Origin of the sequence: Aurantibacter aestuarii (assembly GCF_003008425.1) — a bacterium.
Lineage (GTDB): Bacteria > Bacteroidota > Bacteroidia > Flavobacteriales > Flavobacteriaceae > Aurantibacter > Aurantibacter aestuarii.
In genome coordinates this window covers 380,676-398,570 of the sequence record NZ_PXOQ01000009.1, presented here as the reverse complement: position 1 = coordinate 398,570, position 17,895 = coordinate 380,676, and the positions used below count along the sequence as shown (strand labels likewise).

15 protein-coding genes are annotated in these 17,895 nt (G+C 32.2%); 5 read left to right on the top strand and 10 right to left on the bottom strand.

Features of this window, described 5'->3' with window-relative positions; genetic code table 11:
- Positions 1-6: 6 nt before the first annotated feature.
- The 7 genes from C7H52_RS08515 to C7H52_RS08485 all read right to left on the bottom strand — a co-directional run bounded on the left by C7H52_RS08515 (position 7) and on the right by C7H52_RS08485 (position 4,932).
- A complete protein-coding gene (locus tag C7H52_RS08515; RefSeq protein WP_106463474.1) occupies positions 7-624 on the bottom strand; it encodes a flavin reductase family protein in 618 nt (205 codons plus the stop codon).
- Positions 624-1,934: an ABC1 kinase family protein gene (locus C7H52_RS08510; protein ID WP_106463473.1), complete on the bottom strand. Its 1,311-nt coding sequence runs from the start codon at positions 1,932-1,934 to the stop codon at positions 624-626. Before C7H52_RS08510 ends, C7H52_RS08515 begins: the two co-directional genes overlap by 1 nt.
- An 87-nt stretch (positions 1,935-2,021) precedes the next feature.
- Entirely contained in the window at positions 2,022-2,678 is a 657-nt protein-coding gene (locus tag C7H52_RS08505; protein ID WP_106463472.1) for a TetR family transcriptional regulator C-terminal domain-containing protein, read from the bottom strand.
- A gap of 141 nt (positions 2,679-2,819) precedes the next feature.
- Positions 2,820-3,494, bottom strand: coding sequence for an MIP/aquaporin family protein (locus C7H52_RS08500; protein WP_181256225.1), 675 nt, complete (start codon positions 3,492-3,494; stop codon positions 2,820-2,822).
- 6 nt (positions 3,495-3,500) lie between these two features.
- Positions 3,501-4,112, bottom strand: a complete 612-nt coding sequence (locus tag C7H52_RS08495) for an arsenate-mycothiol transferase ArsC (protein WP_106463470.1) — start codon at positions 4,110-4,112, stop codon at positions 3,501-3,503.
- Between the two features lie 12 nt (positions 4,113-4,124).
- Complete coding sequence (locus tag C7H52_RS08490; protein WP_106463469.1) at positions 4,125-4,592, bottom strand: DUF6428 family protein; 468 nt, start codon at positions 4,590-4,592, stop codon at positions 4,125-4,127.
- Positions 4,593-4,602: 10 nt separating this feature from the next.
- Complete coding sequence (locus C7H52_RS08485) at positions 4,603-4,932, bottom strand: ArsR/SmtB family transcription factor (RefSeq protein WP_106463468.1); 330 nt, start codon at positions 4,930-4,932, stop codon at positions 4,603-4,605.
- Between the two features lie 126 nt (positions 4,933-5,058).
- Here C7H52_RS08485 and C7H52_RS08480 point away from each other — a divergent pair, with 126 nt between their 5' ends.
- Positions 5,059-5,910 carry a DUF2911 domain-containing protein gene (locus tag C7H52_RS08480; RefSeq protein ID WP_106463467.1) on the top strand — a complete coding sequence of 284 codons (852 nt, stop codon included), beginning with the start codon at positions 5,059-5,061 and terminating at the stop codon, positions 5,908-5,910.
- 108 nt (positions 5,911-6,018) lie between these two features.
- Entirely contained in the window at positions 6,019-7,569 is a 1,551-nt protein-coding gene (locus C7H52_RS08475) for an NAD(P)H-hydrate dehydratase (protein WP_106463466.1), read from the top strand.
- Between the two features lie 57 nt (positions 7,570-7,626).
- Here the strand turns inward: C7H52_RS08475 and C7H52_RS08470 are convergent, their stop codons facing one another.
- Entirely contained in the window at positions 7,627-8,679 is a 1,053-nt protein-coding gene (locus C7H52_RS08470) for a TlpA family protein disulfide reductase (RefSeq protein WP_106463465.1), read from the bottom strand.
- Between the two features lie 135 nt (positions 8,680-8,814).
- On the opposite strand from C7H52_RS08470, the gene hutH reads away from it, so the two are divergent.
- Positions 8,815-10,305 (top strand): histidine ammonia-lyase, encoded by a 1,491-nt coding sequence (gene hutH / locus C7H52_RS08465; protein WP_106463464.1) that lies wholly within the window; start codon positions 8,815-8,817, stop codon positions 10,303-10,305.
- A 42-nt stretch (positions 10,306-10,347) separates the two neighbouring features.
- Here hutH and C7H52_RS08460 read toward each other — a convergent pair whose 3' ends face one another.
- Positions 10,348-12,906, bottom strand: a complete 2,559-nt coding sequence (locus tag C7H52_RS08460) for an ATP-dependent Clp protease ATP-binding subunit (protein ID WP_106463463.1) — start codon at positions 12,904-12,906, stop codon at positions 10,348-10,350.
- 259 nt (positions 12,907-13,165) lie between these two features.
- On the opposite strand from C7H52_RS08460, the gene gyrA reads away from it, so the two are divergent.
- Positions 13,166-15,718, top strand: a complete 2,553-nt coding sequence (gyrA, locus tag C7H52_RS08455; protein WP_106463462.1) for a DNA gyrase subunit A — start codon at positions 13,166-13,168, stop codon at positions 15,716-15,718.
- A 27-nt stretch (positions 15,719-15,745) separates the two neighbouring features.
- The gene (locus C7H52_RS08450) at positions 15,746-17,002 is read left to right on the top strand and encodes a tetratricopeptide repeat protein (RefSeq protein WP_106463461.1); all 1,257 of its coding nucleotides are present in this window, start codon (positions 15,746-15,748) and stop codon (positions 17,000-17,002) included.
- A 53-nt stretch (positions 17,003-17,055) separates the two neighbouring features.
- Here the strand turns inward: C7H52_RS08450 and C7H52_RS08445 are convergent, their stop codons facing one another.
- Positions 17,056-17,805: a C40 family peptidase gene (locus tag C7H52_RS08445; protein ID WP_106463460.1), complete on the bottom strand. Its 750-nt coding sequence runs from the start codon at positions 17,803-17,805 to the stop codon at positions 17,056-17,058.
- Positions 17,806-17,895 lie beyond the last annotated feature (90 nt).

Here is a 17,895-nt window from a genome sequence, read left to right as displayed (position 1 = left end):
AATTTATTATTTTTTGGGTCTTTGGTATTCTAATCTTTGTTTTAATACAGTTGTGTTGTAGGCATCAAGTCCATTTATAGCGACTACATTACCTTTAGATAAATTAATAAAACCATCTTCCTCTAAAAGTGCTTCGTTGATATAAAGTTGTTTAATTTCTGCAATAACCAATATCGTGTCATTAGCTTTTATAGGATATTCTTCCTTAAATTCCATTTCTATTTGAACTGGACAATCTTTAACAAATGGAGCAATACAATTTTCTTTATATTCTGATGTTAAGCTTGTCATATCGAACTCAGAAATTTCTCTATCATATTTTGCCGAGGTGTGATGCGCAGCTTCTATAATGGATGTATGAATATGATTTAAAGTAAATACACCAGTTTTCTTAATATTTTCATAAGTATGTCTTGTAACTGTGGTTGGTCTGCAAAAAAATCCTAATAAAGGCGGATGACTACCAATATGTGTAACAGAACTAAACACAGCAACATTTTCTTCCCCTTTTTTAGATATACTACCAATAAGATTGGCGCTTTTAAAACCAGAGCAACTGTTTATTAAATTTATACGATATAGTTTCTCTAAAGCATCGATATCTTTAAGGCTAAATTGTTTCATTATAAATTTTTAAAATTATTTATTTTAATATCCTGCGCTTTTAGGTCGAACATTAAATTATAGAGTCCAAAAAAGGTTCTATTTATGTAAATGAAATGTTTTGAACCTCTATTTCCATTCATTTTTCTAAGTTCTGTACTTTTACTATAACGTTGGCCTAATTCTGTAATAGCATCAAAAAACTCCGGATTGGAAAAATCGAATGTGTCATTATGAAATGGTTGCGTAAATAAGCTTAACATCTCGTGAAACAAAGCTGTGAAAAAAGCAGTTTCTTCTTCGGTGTCTTCCTGTTTTAAAATCTCTAACTGGTACATTTTTTCATTGAAGAATTCTAGGTTTTCAATATTTTGTTTAACTGCTAAATCAAAATACGGCGTGTAGAAATCTTGAGGAATTTCTTTCATACACCCAAAATCTAAAGCAATTAATTCATCTTGCTTAGAGACTAAAAAATTTCCAGGATGCGGATCGGCATGTACCTTTTTTAAAACATGCATCTGGTACATATAAAAATCCCATAATGCTTGTCCAAGTTTATTGGCATTATCCTGATTTGTATTATACGCAGTAAATTCCGAAAGATGTTCGCCTTCCATCCAATCCATTGTAATAATACGTTCGGAAGACAAATCTTCGTAATATTCAGGAAATTTAAGATGCGGGATATGTTTACAAGCAGCTACAATCTCTTTAGATTGTTTGACTTCAAGGATATAATTTGTTTCTTCAATAAGTTTATCTTCAACTTCTTTAAAATATTTGTCGCTATCTTTTCCTTTAATGTTGAACATTTTTATAGCAATAGGCTTAACCATTGCCAGGTCTGAAGAAATACTATCTGCCACACCAGGATATTGAATTTTAACTGCTAATTTTTTTCCATCTTTTTCGGCTAAATGAACTTGACCAATACTTGCTGCATTGACCGAATTAAGGTTAAATGAATCAAAAATATCGTTTGGTGTTTTACCAAAATAGGTTTTAAAAGTTTTACTTACTAAAGGTGCGGATAGTGGTGGGACAGAAAATTGTGCCAAAGAAAATTTCTCTACATAAGCTTGTGGTAAAATACTTTTCTCCATACTTAGCATTTGTGCAACTTTTAATGCACTGCCTTTAAGAGTCTTTAAACCATCATAAATGTCTTCAGCATTATTTTTATTTAAGCGATCCTTTGCTTCAAGTTCTGTTTTGGTGATTTTATCACCGTAATATTTTAAGTAATTAACTCCAACTTTGGCGCCTGTAGATACTAATTTTGAGGCACGCTGTATTTTTGAAGTAGGAATTTTATCTATTGTTTTCATAACTGTATGTATTGGAAATATAAAGATGAGACTAAGGTTTAGCTAATGGTATATACTAACCAAAACATTACCATAATTACACTAAACCTATCTCATCTTAGATTTTTCTTTGAAAATAAATTTTCCAAAGTCAATCAAGCTTTTAAGAGGAGCGATATTTAACACGTCAAAACTAGTGTTAACAGATTTTTCAATAAAAATATCGGTTTTTTCAAAAGAAGGAGACGTGTCGTCCATCCAGAATTTTATGGTTAGAAGTAATTGCAACCAAGCAGTTTCTTTAAGACCTCTGTTTTGAATTTTTTCTAACTGATCTTGTTTGACATCTAATAATTCTATGCCTAAATGTTCAATATAATGTGTGAAACTTGATTTTAAATCGGCTAACACACGTAATGACTTCATACTGTTTTTGTGTTGATGAAGTGCATGTAGAACATAACTACGATTAGCAGTTAGATTTTCGAAAAATGTAAAGTAAAAACTCAGTAATTTGTTTCGAGGTTCAAAATTTTGATAATCTTCGTTTTTTTCTAAAACAATAATGGTATGATCAAAAAATGCTTTAAAAATATTTTTTTCTACAGCATCAAAAGAACCATAAAACTCGTAAAATTTAGATTCCTCAAAATTGTTGTGTTTTGCAAAAGCATAAACTGTTTTAGGTTGTTCGTTGTGCTCTAGAACATAATCCATATAAAATGAAATGATGTCTTGAGAAGTAATATTTTTCTTTTTAGCCATTTGTAGTGTATTTAACAGCTTAAAGATATGAATGTTTAACTAAAATAAATAAAAGTTAAACAAAAATTAACAGAAGATTTTGATAAACGACTTATTCTTGACCTTTAATCCATTTATTCCAATATTAATACTACTGTGAGATTAGCAATTATTTGATGTACAACACGCATCATCTTTAACCCATTTACAACTTATAACAGCAGTTACAGCTCCTAGAACTGGAGCTAAAATATAAAGCCATAAAAATTGAAAATTTCCAGTAAATAGAGCAGGAGCAATAGAACGAATAGGGTTCATAGACGCTTTAGTTATAGGACCAGCAAACATGGCTTCCAGCAAAATAATACCACCAACAGCTATGGCTGCCATAGTACCAGTTTCTTTACTTCCTGTAGAAACATTAATAATAGTAAGCATTAAAAAAAATGTTAGCAAAAATTCTAAAACCGCAGCTTTATAAGCAGGAAAATTTTCCCGAGGTGTAGTTTCTCCTAAAAACTCACTCTCGGGAAATAAAAACCATAGAATAAAAATAGCGCTTATAGCACCAATAGCTTGAGCAATTACATAAAACGGGACCTTTTGCCAGCTAAATTTTTTTGCTGCTGCAAATCCAATAGTTACTGCTGGGTTAAAATGTGCTCCAGATGTTTCTCCAAAAGCATAAATCATAGACATTACAATTAAACCCCACACTATAGCAACGCCTATATGACCAATACTACCATTTGTAATTTCATTAATGGTCATTGCACCACAGCCACAAAATATCATGGCAAACGTTCCTAAAGTTTCTGCTACAAGCTTTTTTTTCATTATAATTTATTTAATTTCAGAAAACACGTATTTTAATTCTGTAGCAATTTGAATACTGCGCTCTAAGTATTTTTCATCTTGTTGAGGCGTATGATCAAACAATTTTGGATCGTCAAAGGTTAAAGGAATTCGCTTTGAAGCACCAGCAATAAAAGGACATCCAACATCTGCAGAAGAGCAGGTCATTATAGCCGCAAATCCGTTTTCAGGATTAAAAGCATCGTCAAAGGTTTTAGAAAATCCAATTATTGGTAAGCTATTCTTTCCAAATTTTATGCTATATATAGGATTTTGTGTTTGGCTTAAATTTTGAATTTTAAATCCTTGATTTTCTAAGGTCTCTGCTACTTTAGGAAATAAAGCTGTAGCTTCTGTACCACCAGAATAACAAGTAATATTATTTACTTTATAAAATGCAGCTAGAGTCTGTGCCCAAATTTGTGACAAATGACTTCGTCTGGAGTTATGCGTACATATAAAATTTATAGTTATGGCTTCGTCATTATTTTTTCTTTGCTGAATAAATTCAGTTAGATTAAGTAAAAGACTTTTTCTTTCTTCAGAAATAGTTGAAATATCTAAAGAAGATATCGTTTGGTTAATGGTCTCGTAAATCATAACTATATAAATTTAGCAACATCCAGAATTTGGATCGCAAGATTGGTTTTGTAAGGTAGATAGTTGCTTTTTTTCTTTAGTTTGTGGGATGCCACAAGCATCTTGAGCTAAACAGTCGGTTAACTTAGTAGTTAAGTAAAAGGAATTAGTTTTAAATTCTAGGCCAAATTTTTCAATGGTCTGTTCGCCTTGAAATTCTACTTCTATATCTAAATCGTCTAAATTAAAAGTGTCTTCTGCCATTTCAATAATTTTAATAAGTTTTTCTGGATGAAGTCTGTGGTCATAATCGTTCGCATTCCATAATTGAAATGTAACCTTTTTTTCTTGTCTTAAAGTTCCGCCACAATCAATAAAAGATTTAGAGGATTTTCCAATTTCGGTAACGTGAAAATGAGCTGGTACTTTTTCGCCATTAGGCAATGTGAATGAAATTGATTCTTGTTCTTTTAAATACTGTTTAATTTCTGTAAGTGTCATAATTTATAATTTAACAGCAATCTGCTGAATTAGAATTTTGGTTAAAAAAGCTATTTATAAGTTCTCGGGCTATATTCCAGTTTTGTTCATCTATACAATAACATACGCTAGTTCCTTCTATAGTACCTTTAATTAAGCCTGAATTTTTCAACTCTTTTAAATGCTGTGATATGGTAGGTTGTGCAAGACCAATTTCAGTAACTAAATCTCCGCATATACAGGTGTTCGATTGTATAATATGTTGTAAAATTGCAATGCGTGCGGGATGTGCAAGTGCTTTTAGTAAAGATGCTAGTTTATTTTGTTCTGTTGTAAACAATTCAGTTTTTGCTAAACCCATAATGTAGTATTTATATATTGCAATATTACGATTAAATAATAAAAAGGTCAAATTGTTTTAAGGTTTTCTTAACATTTAACCTTGTACTTATCATTAATTTTACATGACTAATAAAAATCGATATTTATGAAAAAATTATTTATGCTAGCATTTTTGGCATGTACAAGCTTAGCTTTAAATGCGCAAATAGAAACACCTCAACCAAGTCCATTTCAAAAAATGGAGCAAAAGGTTGGATTAACAGATGTTTCTGTAGAATATTCAAGACCTTCTATGAGAGGTAGAACTATTTTTGGAGATTTGGTACCTTTTAACCAACTATGGAGAACAGGAGCTAATAATAATACTATGGTTACTTTTTCTACACCTGTTATGATAGGAGGAAAAGAATTAAAAGCAGGATCTTATGCTATTTTTACAAAACCAGGAAAAGACAATTGGGAAGTTATTTTTTACTCAGATACAAATAATTGGGGAACGCCACAAAAATGGGATGACTCAAAAGTAGCTGCTACAGTAAATGCTGAAGTATATGAATTACCAATGGACATTGAAACGTTTACTATGTCTTTTGATGATTTGACTAACGACTCTGCTATGTTAGGGTTAATGTGGGAAAAAGCCTATGTAGCGGTTAAAATTGAAGTTCCTACAGATAAAGCCGTAACAGCAGCAATTACTAAAGCTATGAGTGGACCAAGTGCAGACGACTATTATGCTGCAGCACGTTATTACTTAGAAGCAGATAAAGACATTAAGCAGGCTAACGTTTGGATGGATAAAGCTGTTGAAATGACTAAAGACAAGCCTAAATTTTGGTGGTTACGTCAGCAATCTCTAATTAAAGCTAAAGCAGGCGATAAAAAAGGAGCAATTACTGCAGCAAAAGCGTCTTTAGAAGGTGCAGAAAAAGCTGGAAATGCAGATTATGTAAAAATGAATAAAGATTCTTTAAAAGAATGGGGCGCTAAAATGTAAATCATTTTTTAAAACAATTTTTTTAAAGCCTTAAGAGGAATTTCCTTTTAAGGCTTTTCTTTTAAAGTGTATTTTAAAATCTTATCTTCGTTTATATAAAACAATAGCATGAAATTATTTTCAAAAGAACAAATATATCAAGGTGATGCCTTTACTGTGAAAGCACAAAACATAACTTCCACAGAGCTTATGGAACGTGTAGGAATACAAATTTTCAATTGGTTACATATACGTATGCAAGGTGCACAGGTACCTATTCATATCTTTTGTGGTATAGGAAATAATGGTGGAGATGGACTTGTAGTGGCAAGACATTTGGTAGAGCACGGATATAATGTAAAAACCTATATTATTAATTACAGCAAAACCCGAAGTAAAGATTTTTTAATTAATTATGAAGCTTTAAAAAATACCACTAAGGAATGGCCAACTATGTTGGATAATTCGGATCATTTACCAGAAATTCATCCTAACGATATTATTATAGATGCTGTGTTTGGGATTGGATTAAACAGGGAAGTAGATGCATGGGTTATTGATATATTTAATCATTTTAGAGCTAGTAAAGCGTTTGTTTTTTCTGTAGACATTCCTTCGGGACTAGATACCGATAAGGTTCCAGAAAATCCAGAATCTGTGGTAAATGCAGGTTACACCTTAAGTTTTCAAACACCGAAATTGGTTTTTTTCTTACCAGATACTGAAAAATATACTGTACAGTGGGAAGCAATAAATATAGGTATAGATGAAGCTTATATAAAATCTACAGAAACCCAAGTAGAACTTATTGGAAAAAATGAAGTTTTACCAATGTATCAACCCAGAGGGAAATTTTCTCATAAAGGTAATTTTGGTCATGCTTTAATATTAGGTGGTAGCTATGGTAAAATAGGAGCAGTTACTTTAGCTAGTAAAGCTGCCTTGTCTGCTGGAGCAGGTAAAGTAAGTTGCTATGTGCCACAATGTGGATATATTCCTTTGCAAACGTCTTTTCCAGAAGCTATGGTTGTTACCGATCACTCTGAAATTCAAATTACCGACGTACAATTAGATTTTACACCTACCGTTGTTGGCTTAGGTCCGGGCATGGGAACGCATGAAAATACAAAAGCAGCGTTAAAATCTTTTTTAGCGACTAATAAATCGCCCTTAGTGGTAGATGCGGATGCACTGAATATTTTAGCAGGGGACGATTCTTTATTAAAGCTTTTACCTGAATTGTCGGTTTTGACACCACATCCTAAAGAATTGGAACGATTAATTGGTAAATGGACTGATGATTTCGATAAATTGAAAAAAGCAAAAAACTTTGCCAAGCTTTATAAAGTTATTTTAATTATTAAAGGCGCACATACCATAACGGTTTTTAACGATAAGCTTTATGTAAACACAACGGGTAATCCTGGACTGGCAACTGCAGGTTCCGGAGATGTTTTAACAGGTGTAATTACTGGTTTAATAGCGCAGGGATTTGATGCAGTCCAAGCCTCTTTATTTGGTGTGTATCTACATGGCAAGTCTGCCGACTTAAAAGTCGAAGAAACTGGTTACCAAAGTTTAATTGCATCTCATGTAATTGAAGGTATTGCTCTAGCATATTTAGATTTATTTAAAGAACCTGAACGACCAGAAATAGAAGAAGTAGAAGACAAGAAATAAAATTAACTATAAAAAAAGGCGACCAATTGGTCGCCTTTTTATTTAATATTTGTGTGCTTAAATTCCTAAAGAACCAAATAATTCTTTTAATTTAGGACTTGAAGGTCTAGGTGCATCTGCTGTTACAATTTTTCCTTCTGGATCAAGTAAGATAAATCTTGGGATTCCGTTTATTTGATAATCTCTAATAAATTGACTTTCCCAACCTTTAGGAGCCATTAATTGAACACCTGTTAATTCTTTATCTTTTACCATTGCCATCCATGCTTCATGAGCTTTTTCCATCGATCCTTTGTGAGCTCTTTCATCGTCAATAGAAATACTTACAAATTGTATATTTTTATCTTTATATGCCTCATCTAATTCTTTTAAAGCAGGAATTTCTGCTTTACATGGTCCACACCAAGTTGCCCAAATATCTAAGTAAGCATATTTTCCTTTTAAATCATTTAGGGACATTTTTCCACCAGCATAATTTTCATAATCTTTAAATGAAGGTGATTCTGAACCTTTAGGTAATGCTTTTTTCAGAGCAATTTTCTGATTTATATACTGCGAAAATGATTTTACCATAGGTTCAAGACTTTCGTTAGATTTAGCAATAACGATACTATCTACTTCTTTGTTAGAATTGTAAAAGTTATTTAAATCAGACTTTATGACTGCTATTTTAGAAACAAAAGCAGTAGAATCTAAATCACTTAACGCATCCACATCAAAGATTTTTTCTTCAAAACGAGACTTTTCAGCCAGAAAGTTATTACTTACTGCACCTTCTCCTGTATATGCTATAGTTTCATCAAACTCTTCAGTATTTAATGTTAGATTTAAATCGTAGCCATTTTTTAAAAATAGTGAAGAAGACTCGCTTCCATCATAAAACCCATACATATTTGGTTCTGCAATTTTAAAAGTATCTTTAAAAGTACCATCAGGTGCAACTTTTATAGTTTTAGACCAATCACGACCTAGATATACAAATAATGAATCAGAATTTGGGTTTTCTATTTTTCCAGCAAAAGTCACATAGTCTTTAGCAGGTTCTTCTTTTGGATCTTCTTTACAGCCAAATAGTGCAACTGCGCAAAGACATAATAATAATTTCTTCATTTAATATTTTATTTTATAGTTGATATACCAAATTTAACATTATTTAATTAACTCGTTGCTGATTTAAATATTATTAACAATAATGTTGCATAAAATTAATAGTATTCTCATTTTTGACACCTATTCTATAAAATTATGAATCAGACCTATAGTATAAATACAAATACACTAACTATTCGTGAAATTTCCGAATTAATTCAGTCCAAAAATGAGGTTGTTTTATCAGATACCTCTAAAGAGGCTATCTCAAGATGTCGTCAATTTCTAGACGAGAAATTAAAAACGAATAGAAAACCTATATACGGAATTAATACTGGGTTTGGTTCGTTATATAATGTTTCTATTTCTAAAAACAATTTAAGCAAATTACAGGAGAATTTAGTCATGTCTCACGCATGTGGTACAGGAAATAAATTGCCGGGTGCAATTGTAAAGTTAATGTTGTTGCTTAAAATTAAGGCTTTAAGTTTTGGTAATTCAGGCGTTCAACTTTTAACTGTAGAGCGCTTAGTAGACTTTTATAATAATGATATTTTACCAGTAATTTATACACAAGGCTCTTTAGGAGCGTCGGGAGATTTAAGTCCATTAGCACATTTGTCTCTACCACTTATTGGTAAAGGAAAAGTAAACTATAAAGGAAAAGAAATCTCCGGAGAAGCTATTTTAAAACAGTTTAACTGGGAACCCATTACATTACAAGCCAAAGAAGGTCTTGCACTTTTAAATGGTACTCAATTTATGAGTGCTTATGGCGTTTATAATTTAATAAAGGCTGAAAAATTAAGTTATTTGGCCGATAAAATTGGAAGTGTTTCCCTAGATGCTTTTGATGGAAGAATTGAGCCTTTTAATGATTTAATTCATCAAATACGTCCACATAAAGGGCAAATCGCTACAGCCGAAGCTATCCGTGGATTTTTGAAAGGCAGCCAGATTATAAAACAGAAAAAATTACATGTTCAAGATCCGTATTCGTTTAGATGTATGCCACAAGTACATGGTGCTACAAAAGATACAATTGATTTTGTAAAGAATACTTTTGAAACGGAAATCAATTCGGTTACAGATAACCCGAATGTATTTGTAGATGAAGATAAAATTATTTCAGGAGGAAACTTTCACGGTCAGACCTTAGCTTTAGCATTGGATTATTTAAAAATAGCTATGGCTGAATTAGGTAGTATTTCTGAGCGTCGTATTTATAAATTAATTTCTGGTGAACGACAACTTCCGGCATTTTTAGTAAATAATCCAGGCTTAAATTCTGGATTTATGATTCCGCAATATACCGCTGCAAGTATTGTAAGTGCTAATAAGCAGTTAGCAACTCCTGCAAGTGTGGATAGTATTGTATCTAGTAATGGGCAAGAAGACCATGTAAGTATGGGAGCTAATGCGGCAACTCAGGCTTACGATTTGGTTGAAAATGTAGAACGTGTTCTGGCTATAGAGCTTATGAATGCCTCACAAGCTCTAGAGTTTAGAAGACCTTTAAAATCGTCTAAAACTTTAGAAACCTTTATTTCAGAATATAGAAAAGTTGTGCCATTTATTAATGAAGATGAAGTGTTGCATGATGACATTGAAGCTTCCATAGATTTTTTAAAGTATTACAAGTCATAAAATAAAAAAACCTCCAAAACAATTACGTTTTGGAGGTTTTTATTAATCTTCTTTAGGTTCTTCTGACGGTTTTCCCTTTTCTATAGAAATTACAATCTCATCTGTAGATTCATTTAGGTCTAAAATAATTTTATCGCCTTCATGAATTTTAGACGTAATAATCTCTTCAGCTAAAGCATCTTCAACATATTTTTGAATTGCTCTTTTTAAAGGTCTTGCACCATATTCCTTATCAAAACCTTTTAAAGCAACATAATCTTTTGCCTTATCGGTTAATTCAATATGATACCCTAAATCGTCTATACGCTTGTAAAGTTTAGCTAATTCTATATCAATTATCTTATTGATATCTTCTTTTTCTAAAGGGTTAAATACCACAACATCGTCTATACGATTTAAAAACTCTGGAGCAAACGACTTTTTAAGAGCATTTTGTATAACGGCTCTTGCATTTGCATTTTCCTGAGATTTTTGTGAAGCTGTGCTAAAACCAACACCAGAACCAAAATCTTTTAATTTTCGAGCTCCAATATTAGACGTCATTATAATAATGGTGTTTCTAAAATCAATCTTTCTTCCTAAAGAATCGGTTAAAAAACCATCATCTAAAACTTGTAGTAACATATTAAATACATCTGGATGCGCTTTTTCAATTTCATCCAATAATACTACAGCATAAGGCTTGCGTCTTACTTTTTCAGTTAATTGTCCGCCTTCTTCATAACCAACATACCCTGGAGGTGCACCAACTAATCTTGAAATAGCAAATTTCTCCATGTATTCACTCATGTCTATTCGAATCATAGCTTCTTCGCTATCAAATAATTCTTTAGATAACACTTTGGCTAACTGCGTTTTACCAACACCAGTTTGTCCTAAAAATATAAATGAACCAATAGGCTTGTTAGGATCTTTAAGTCCAGCACGGTTACGCTGGATAGCTTTAACTACTTTTTCAACCGCTTCTTTTTGACCTATAACTTTATTACCTATTAAACTTGGTAATTCTGCTAATTTATTACTCTCAGTTTGAGCAATACGGTTAACAGGAATTCCAGACATCATAGAAATTACATCTGCTACATTATCTTCAGTTACTGTAATTCTATTTAGTTTAGTTTCTTCTTCCCATTTTTCTTGGGCAACTGCCAATTCTTTTTCCAGACGTTTTTCATCATCACGTAATCGAGCGGCTTCTTCATACTTTTGTTTTTTAACAACAGTATTTTTCAGTTCTTTTACGTCTTCAAGCTTTTTCTCAAGCTCAATAATTTGTTTAGGCACATCAATATTGGTTATGTGCACACGAGATCCTGCTTCATCCAAAGCATCTATAGCTTTATCTGGTAAAAAACGTTCAGTCATATAACGATTGGTTAACTTCACACAAGCTTCAATAGCTTCATCAGTATACGTTACATTATGGTGTTCTTCGTATTTTAACTTGATATTATTTAAAATTTCAATAGTTTCTTCCACGCTTGTAGGTTCAACAATAACTTTCTGAAAACGACGCTCTAAAGCACCATCTTTTTCTATATATTGTCTATATTCATCTAAAGTGGTTGCACCAATACATTGTATTTCGCCTCTAGCTAATGCAGGCTTAAACATATTAGACGCATCTAAACTTCCAGTTGCGCCACCAGCGCCAACAATGGTATGAATTTCATCTATAAAAAGAATCACATCGTCATTCTTTTCAAGTTCATTCATTACCGCTTTCATACGTTCTTCAAATTGACCGCGATATTTTGTACCAGCCACTAAACTGGCTAGATCTAAGGTAACTACTCTTTTACCAAAAAGGATACGAGAAACTTTTCGCTTAACAATCATAATAGCTAAACCTTCTGCTATGGCAGATTTACCAACACCAGGTTCACCAATTAATAATGGATTATTTTTTTTACGACGTGATAAGATTTGAGATACACGTTCTATTTCTTTTTCTCTTCCAACTACAGGGTCTAATTTATTTTCTTCTGCCATAGCAGTTAAATCCCTACCAAAATTATCTAGGACAGGTGTTTTAGACTTTTTATTACCTTTTTGAGTAGGTGAGTTAAAAGGATCGTTAGAGCTGCTTTCTGCAGTAGAGCCATCATCGTCTTGGAAAGACTCTGCTTTTGGGTCAGATATATAATCGTCGTCGTTAGTTATCATGAGCTTAAATTGTTCTTTTACATTATCATAATCTACCTTAAGCTTATTTAAAAGTTTTGTGGTAGGGTCATTTTCATTTCTTAATACACACAATAACAAATGAGCGGTGTTAATAGAAGTACTTTGAAAGAGTTTAGCTTCTAAAAAAGTTGTTTTTAAGGCACGCTCGGCCTGTCTTGTTAAGTGTAAGTTTTTTTTATCGTTATTACCAACAGTAATATTTGGATTTGCCGGGCTAAGTATTTCAACTTTACGTCTTAAGTGATTTAAATCTATATCTAAAGCATTTAAAATTGTAATAGCCTTACCGCTGCCATCTCTTAGAAGACCTAACATTAAATGTTCGGTACCTATAAAATCGTGCCCTAAACGAAGGGCTTCCTCTTTACTGTATGCAATGACGTCTTTTACTCTTGGTGAAAAATTGTCGTCCATATTGCTTGTTTATTACTTTAAAATTAAGGATTGAATTGTTCTAATTCAAAAATCATACCTTATTTTAATAAGATATTAACTAATAGACAACTTTTAAATGAATTGCTCAAATTTTAAGACTTGAACTTATTAACGAAAAAGGATACATTTATTGTTAATAAAAAGTAGTTAAAAAAGCTATTAAAAAACCAGTCTGGTAGCGACGAAATGGTTATATTAGCACGTTTTGTAATAACTAGAATTAAATAAATTTTATCAAATGGCAGAAGGAGAGAAACTCATTCCAATTAATATAGAAGATGAAATGAAATCGGCTTACATTGATTATTCAATGTCAGTCATTGTGTCACGAGCACTACCAGACGTAAGAGATGGTTTAAAGCCTGTACACAGACGTGTACTTTACGGAATGCATGAACTAGGTGTTAGATCTAACACCGCACATAAAAAATCTGCAAGAATTGTCGGGGAAGTTTTAGGTAAGTATCACCCACATGGAGATACTTCTGTTTACGATACTATGGTGCGTATGGCTCAAGAATGGAGTTTACGTTATATGTTGGTAGATGGGCAAGGTAACTTTGGGTCTGTTGATGGCGATAGTCCAGCAGCAATGCGTTATACGGAAGCTAGAATGCGTAAGATATCTGAGGATATGCTTGCCGATATAGATAAAGAAACTGTAGACCATAAATTAAACTTTGACGATACTTTAGAAGAACCAACTGTACTTCCAACACGTATCCCAGGACTATTAGTTAATGGTGCTTCTGGTATTGCGGTAGGTATGGCAACAAACATGCCTCCTCATAATTTAACGGAAGTGGTTGATGGTATTGTTGCATACATAGACAATCCAGAGATTGAAATTAGCGAGTTAATAACTCATGTAAAAGCTCCAGACTTTCCTACCGGTGGAATAATTTACGGCTATGATGGTGTTAAGGAAGCTTTTGAAACAGGTAGAGGACGAATCGTAATTCGTGCTAAAGCTAATATTGAAGAAGTACAAGGACGTGAATGTATTATTGTTTCTGAAATTCCTTATCAGGTCAATAAAGCAGACATGATTAAGAAAACGGCAGATTTAATAAACGATAAGAAACTTGAAGGTATTTCTACCATTCGAGATGAATCGGATAGAAACGGAATGCGTATTGTGTACGTTTTAAAAAGAGATGCCATTCCAAATATTGTTTTAAATAAACTTTATAAATATACTGCGTTACAATCGTCATTTAGTGTAAATAATATTGCACTGGTGAATGGTAAACCAGAAATGTTAAATCTTAAAGATTTAATTCATCATTTTGTAGAGCATAGACATGATGTTGTGGTAAGACGTACAACCTACGAATTACGCAAAGCAGAAGAACGTGCTCATATTTTAGAAGGTTTAATTATTGCTTCAGATAATATTGATGAAGTAATTAAAATTATTCGAGCGTCTTCAAATGCAGACGAAGCGCGAAATAATTTAATTGAACGCTTTAAGTTATCTGAAATTCAAGCCAAAGCAATCGTAGAAATGCGATTAAGACAATTAACTGGTCTTGAACAAGATAAGTTAAGAAGTGAGTATGAAGAAATACTTAAAACTATTGAAGATTTAAAAGACGTTTTAGCAAGAAAAGAACGTCGTATGGAAATTATTAAAGAGGAGTTAGTAGTAGTTAAAGAGAAGTACGGTGATGATAGACGTTCGACTATTGAATATGCTGGTGGCGATTTAAGTATTGAAGATATGATTCCAGATGAGCAGGTAGTAATTACTATTTCTCATGCTGGCTATATTAAACGTACATCTTTAAACGAATATAAAACTCAAAATAGAGGTGGAGTAGGACAAAAAGCTTCTACCACGCGTAATGAAGATTTCTTAGAACATTTATTTGTTGGTACAAATCACCAATACATGTTATTCTTTACTCAGAAAGGAAAGTGTTTCTGGATGCGTGTATATGAAATACCTGAAGGCTCTAAAACTTCTAAAGGTAGAGCCATACAAAACCTTATAAATATAGAGCAGGACGATAAAGTCATGGCATTTATATGTACTCAAGATCTTAAGGATGAAGATTACATTAATAGCCACTATGTAATTATGGCAACCAAAAACGGTCAGGTTAAGAAAACTGCTTTAGAGCAATACTCTAGACCAAGAACTAATGGTATTAACGCGATAACCATTAAGGAAGACGATGAGTTATTAGAGGCAAAATTAACCACAGGTAACAGCCAGGTTATGATAGCTCTTAAATCTGGTAAAGCAATCCGATTTGAAGAAGCTAAGACAAGACCAATGGGAAGAAATGCTTCTGGAGTTCGAGGAATTACTTTAGCTCATGATAAAGATGAAGTTATAGGTATGGTTACTATTGAAAACCCTCAGGAAGAAACCGTATTAGTAGTTTCTGAAAATGGTTATGGTAAACGTACTTTTATTGATGACCCTGAAGATGGAGAAGCGGTTTATAGAATTACCAATAGAGGTGGAAAAGGAGTTAAAACCATTTCTATTTCTGAAAAAACAGGTGGTTTAGTGTCTATAAAATCTGTAACAGATACCGATGATTTAATGATTATTAATAAATCTGGTGTTGCAATTCGTTTAGCAGTAGAAAATCTAAGAACTATGGGAAGAGCAACTCAAGGAGTTCGATTAATCAATCTTAAAGGAAAAGATTCTATTGCGGCTGTAGCGAAAGTTATGCGTGATGAAGATGAAGAAGTTGAAATGGATGAAAACATTTTAAATGTTACAGAAAATGAAGATGGCACAAGTATTGATAATTCATCTGAAGAAGAATAATAAACATTAAAATTTAATTTTTTTAAAATGAAAAAACAGATTATAGTAGCACTAGCATTAAGTCTTTCGCTTTATACTTTTGCTCAAAAAAAAGAGGTTAAAGAATTTGAAAAAGCTGTAAGTAAGGAAAATTATAGCGAAGCTAAAGCTATGATACCAAGTCTAGAGCCCATGTTAGGCACAATGGACGATAAGCTTAAAGCGAAATATTATTTTAATAAGGCACAAGCTCTTTATGCAGGAGGAAAAATACAACCAAAGGATATTGATGCAGCTATTGAAAGCTTAAATAAAGCTGAAGGCGAGTATAAAGCTGAGGTTACTCAAATGCGAAAAATGGCAGAAAACACACTTTTGCAGGCTGCTAACAATGCCTACATAGGAGGAAACTACGATGTTGCCGCTAAAGGTTTTGAAACTTTATATAAAATTAACACTTCAGACCAAGCTTACTTATATTATGCTTCTCAGTCTTCTCTTTTAGCAAAAGATTATGATGGTGCGTTAAATTATTTTATTCAATTAAGAGACTTGGGGTACACTGGAGAAGAGATGCAGTATTTTGCAGTAAGCAAGTTAAGTAATGAAAAGGAATTAATGGATAAAGCAGCTAGAGATAAAGCTGTTAAAATTGGAACTCACATTCAGCCAACAGAGAAAATGTCTGAATCTAAAGAAGCGGAGATTGTAAAAAATATTGCTTTAATTTATATCCAAAAGGGAGAAAATGAAAAGGCTTTATCAGCAATTAAAGATGCAAGAGAAAAAAATCCGGATGATGCAAATTTAGTCATAAGTGAGGCAAATATCAATCTGCAATTAGGGAATACAGACAAAGCATCAGAGTTATTTAAATTAGCTATTTCTAAAGACCCAAATAATCCAGATTTGATTTATAATGTAGGTGTTCTGGCTATGAATGAAAATAAGACAGAAGAAGCAGCTGGTTTTTTTAAAAAAGCTTTAGAAGTAGATTCTAATTATGCTAATGCAGCACTTAATTTATCTACTATAAAGATTAATGAAGGTAATGCTTTAAATGAAAAAATGAATGCATTAGGATCTTCTTCAGCAGATTTTAAAAAGTATGATGTACTTAAAGCACAAAAAAATGAGTTATTTAAATCTGGAGCAAAGGTTTTAGAAGATTTTATTGCAAAGAACCCAAATACAAAAAACTTAGATGTTTTAACACAATTAAAAAATATCTATAGTGCCTTAGGAGAATCTGCAAAAGCAAATGATTTGAAAGCTAAAATAGCTTCAATAGAAGAAGGTAAATAAAAAACAAATACATTCTTAAAAAAAAACCTTTAGTGATAAACTAAAGGTTTTTTTTATACAATCTTTTTAATAACTCGAAGCTTGTGGGTATGTTGTCTTTTTTCGGCGTTGTAAATCCCGGAATGGTCTAAACGATCTATTCTAACTTTTCCGTGGGCATGGATGATATAATTGTCTTCCATTATTATACCAACATGTATTATGTGACCTTCGTTATTATCAAAAAAAGCTAAATCTCCAGGTTCACTTTCTTCAATAAAACTTAAAGCTTCACCTTGCGTTGCTTGTTGTGAAGCATCTCTTAATAATTTATATCCATTTAGTTTATAAACCATTTGTGTAAATCCGGAGCAATCAATTCCAAAAGGCGTTTTGCCACCCCATAAATAAGGTGCATTTAAATAATTTAAAGCAGTAGAAATTAATTGTGACTTTGGTTTTTGTTCTTCAATAATATGTCCTTCAAAAGAATGGTTTAGCAATTTTAAACCATTTAACGTAGACCCTAAACTTATTGTGTATAATTGGGTATGTTCATCTTGAACAAAATCTACTAAATCTGAAGACAGTTTAGACGTTTCATTAGTTAATATTTTGTAATCTTCTTCTTTAATTAAAATATATTGTTTGGTATCTATCCAACCTTCATATTTATCGAATGCTAACCTAACTTTAGTCCAATTTTTTCTAATTTCTAACACTTTAAAATGTTCACCATAAAGAATTTGTGAGACCATTTCACTGGTATCTGCTGGTTCAATTCGTAAAGGAATAATGCTTAAATTACAAATTCCGTATTGCATTTCTTAGGTTATTGATTAAAAAAAGTCGCTTAAAGTAGATCTTACTATTAAGCGACTAAAATACGTTGAATAAAATAAAATTTAAACTAT

Bases quoted from the DNA above. Each gene is read 5' to 3' on its own strand.
- C7H52_RS08485 (WP_106463468.1), bottom strand. From the start codon at position 4,932: ATGGGTTTAGCAAAAACTGAATTGTTTACAACAGAACAAAATAAACTA.
- C7H52_RS08460 (WP_106463463.1), bottom strand. From the start codon at position 12,906: ATGGACGACAATTTTTCACCAAGAGTAAAAGACGTCATTGCATACAGT.
- gyrA (WP_106463462.1), top strand. From the start codon at position 13,166: ATGGCAGAAGGAGAGAAACTCATTCCAATTAATATAGAAGATGAAATG.
- C7H52_RS08505 (WP_106463472.1), bottom strand. From the start codon at position 2,678: ATGGCTAAAAAGAAAAATATTACTTCTCAAGACATCATTTCATTTTAT.
- C7H52_RS08470 (WP_106463465.1), bottom strand. From the start codon at position 8,679: ATGAAGAAATTATTATTATGTCTTTGCGCAGTTGCACTATTTGGCTGT.
- C7H52_RS08480 (WP_106463467.1), top strand. From the start codon at position 5,059: ATGAAAAAATTATTTATGCTAGCATTTTTGGCATGTACAAGCTTAGCT.
- C7H52_RS08515 (WP_106463474.1), bottom strand. From the start codon at position 624: ATGAAACAATTTAGCCTTAAAGATATCGATGCTTTAGAGAAACTATAT.
- C7H52_RS08450 (WP_106463461.1), top strand. From the start codon at position 15,746: ATGAAAAAACAGATTATAGTAGCACTAGCATTAAGTCTTTCGCTTTAT.
- hutH (WP_106463464.1), top strand. From the start codon at position 8,815: ATGAATCAGACCTATAGTATAAATACAAATACACTAACTATTCGTGAA.
- C7H52_RS08445 (WP_106463460.1), bottom strand. From the start codon at position 17,805: ATGCAATACGGAATTTGTAATTTAAGCATTATTCCTTTACGAATTGAA.
- C7H52_RS08475 (WP_106463466.1), top strand. From the start codon at position 6,019: ATGAAATTATTTTCAAAAGAACAAATATATCAAGGTGATGCCTTTACT.
- C7H52_RS08495 (WP_106463470.1), bottom strand. From the start codon at position 4,112: ATGATTTACGAGACCATTAACCAAACGATATCTTCTTTAGATATTTCA.
- C7H52_RS08500 (WP_181256225.1), bottom strand. From the start codon at position 3,494: ATGAAAAAAAAGCTTGTAGCAGAAACTTTAGGAACGTTTGCCATGATA.
- C7H52_RS08490 (WP_106463469.1), bottom strand. From the start codon at position 4,592: ATGACACTTACAGAAATTAAACAGTATTTAAAAGAACAAGAATCAATT.
- C7H52_RS08510 (WP_106463473.1), bottom strand. From the start codon at position 1,934: ATGAAAACAATAGATAAAATTCCTACTTCAAAAATACAGCGTGCCTCA.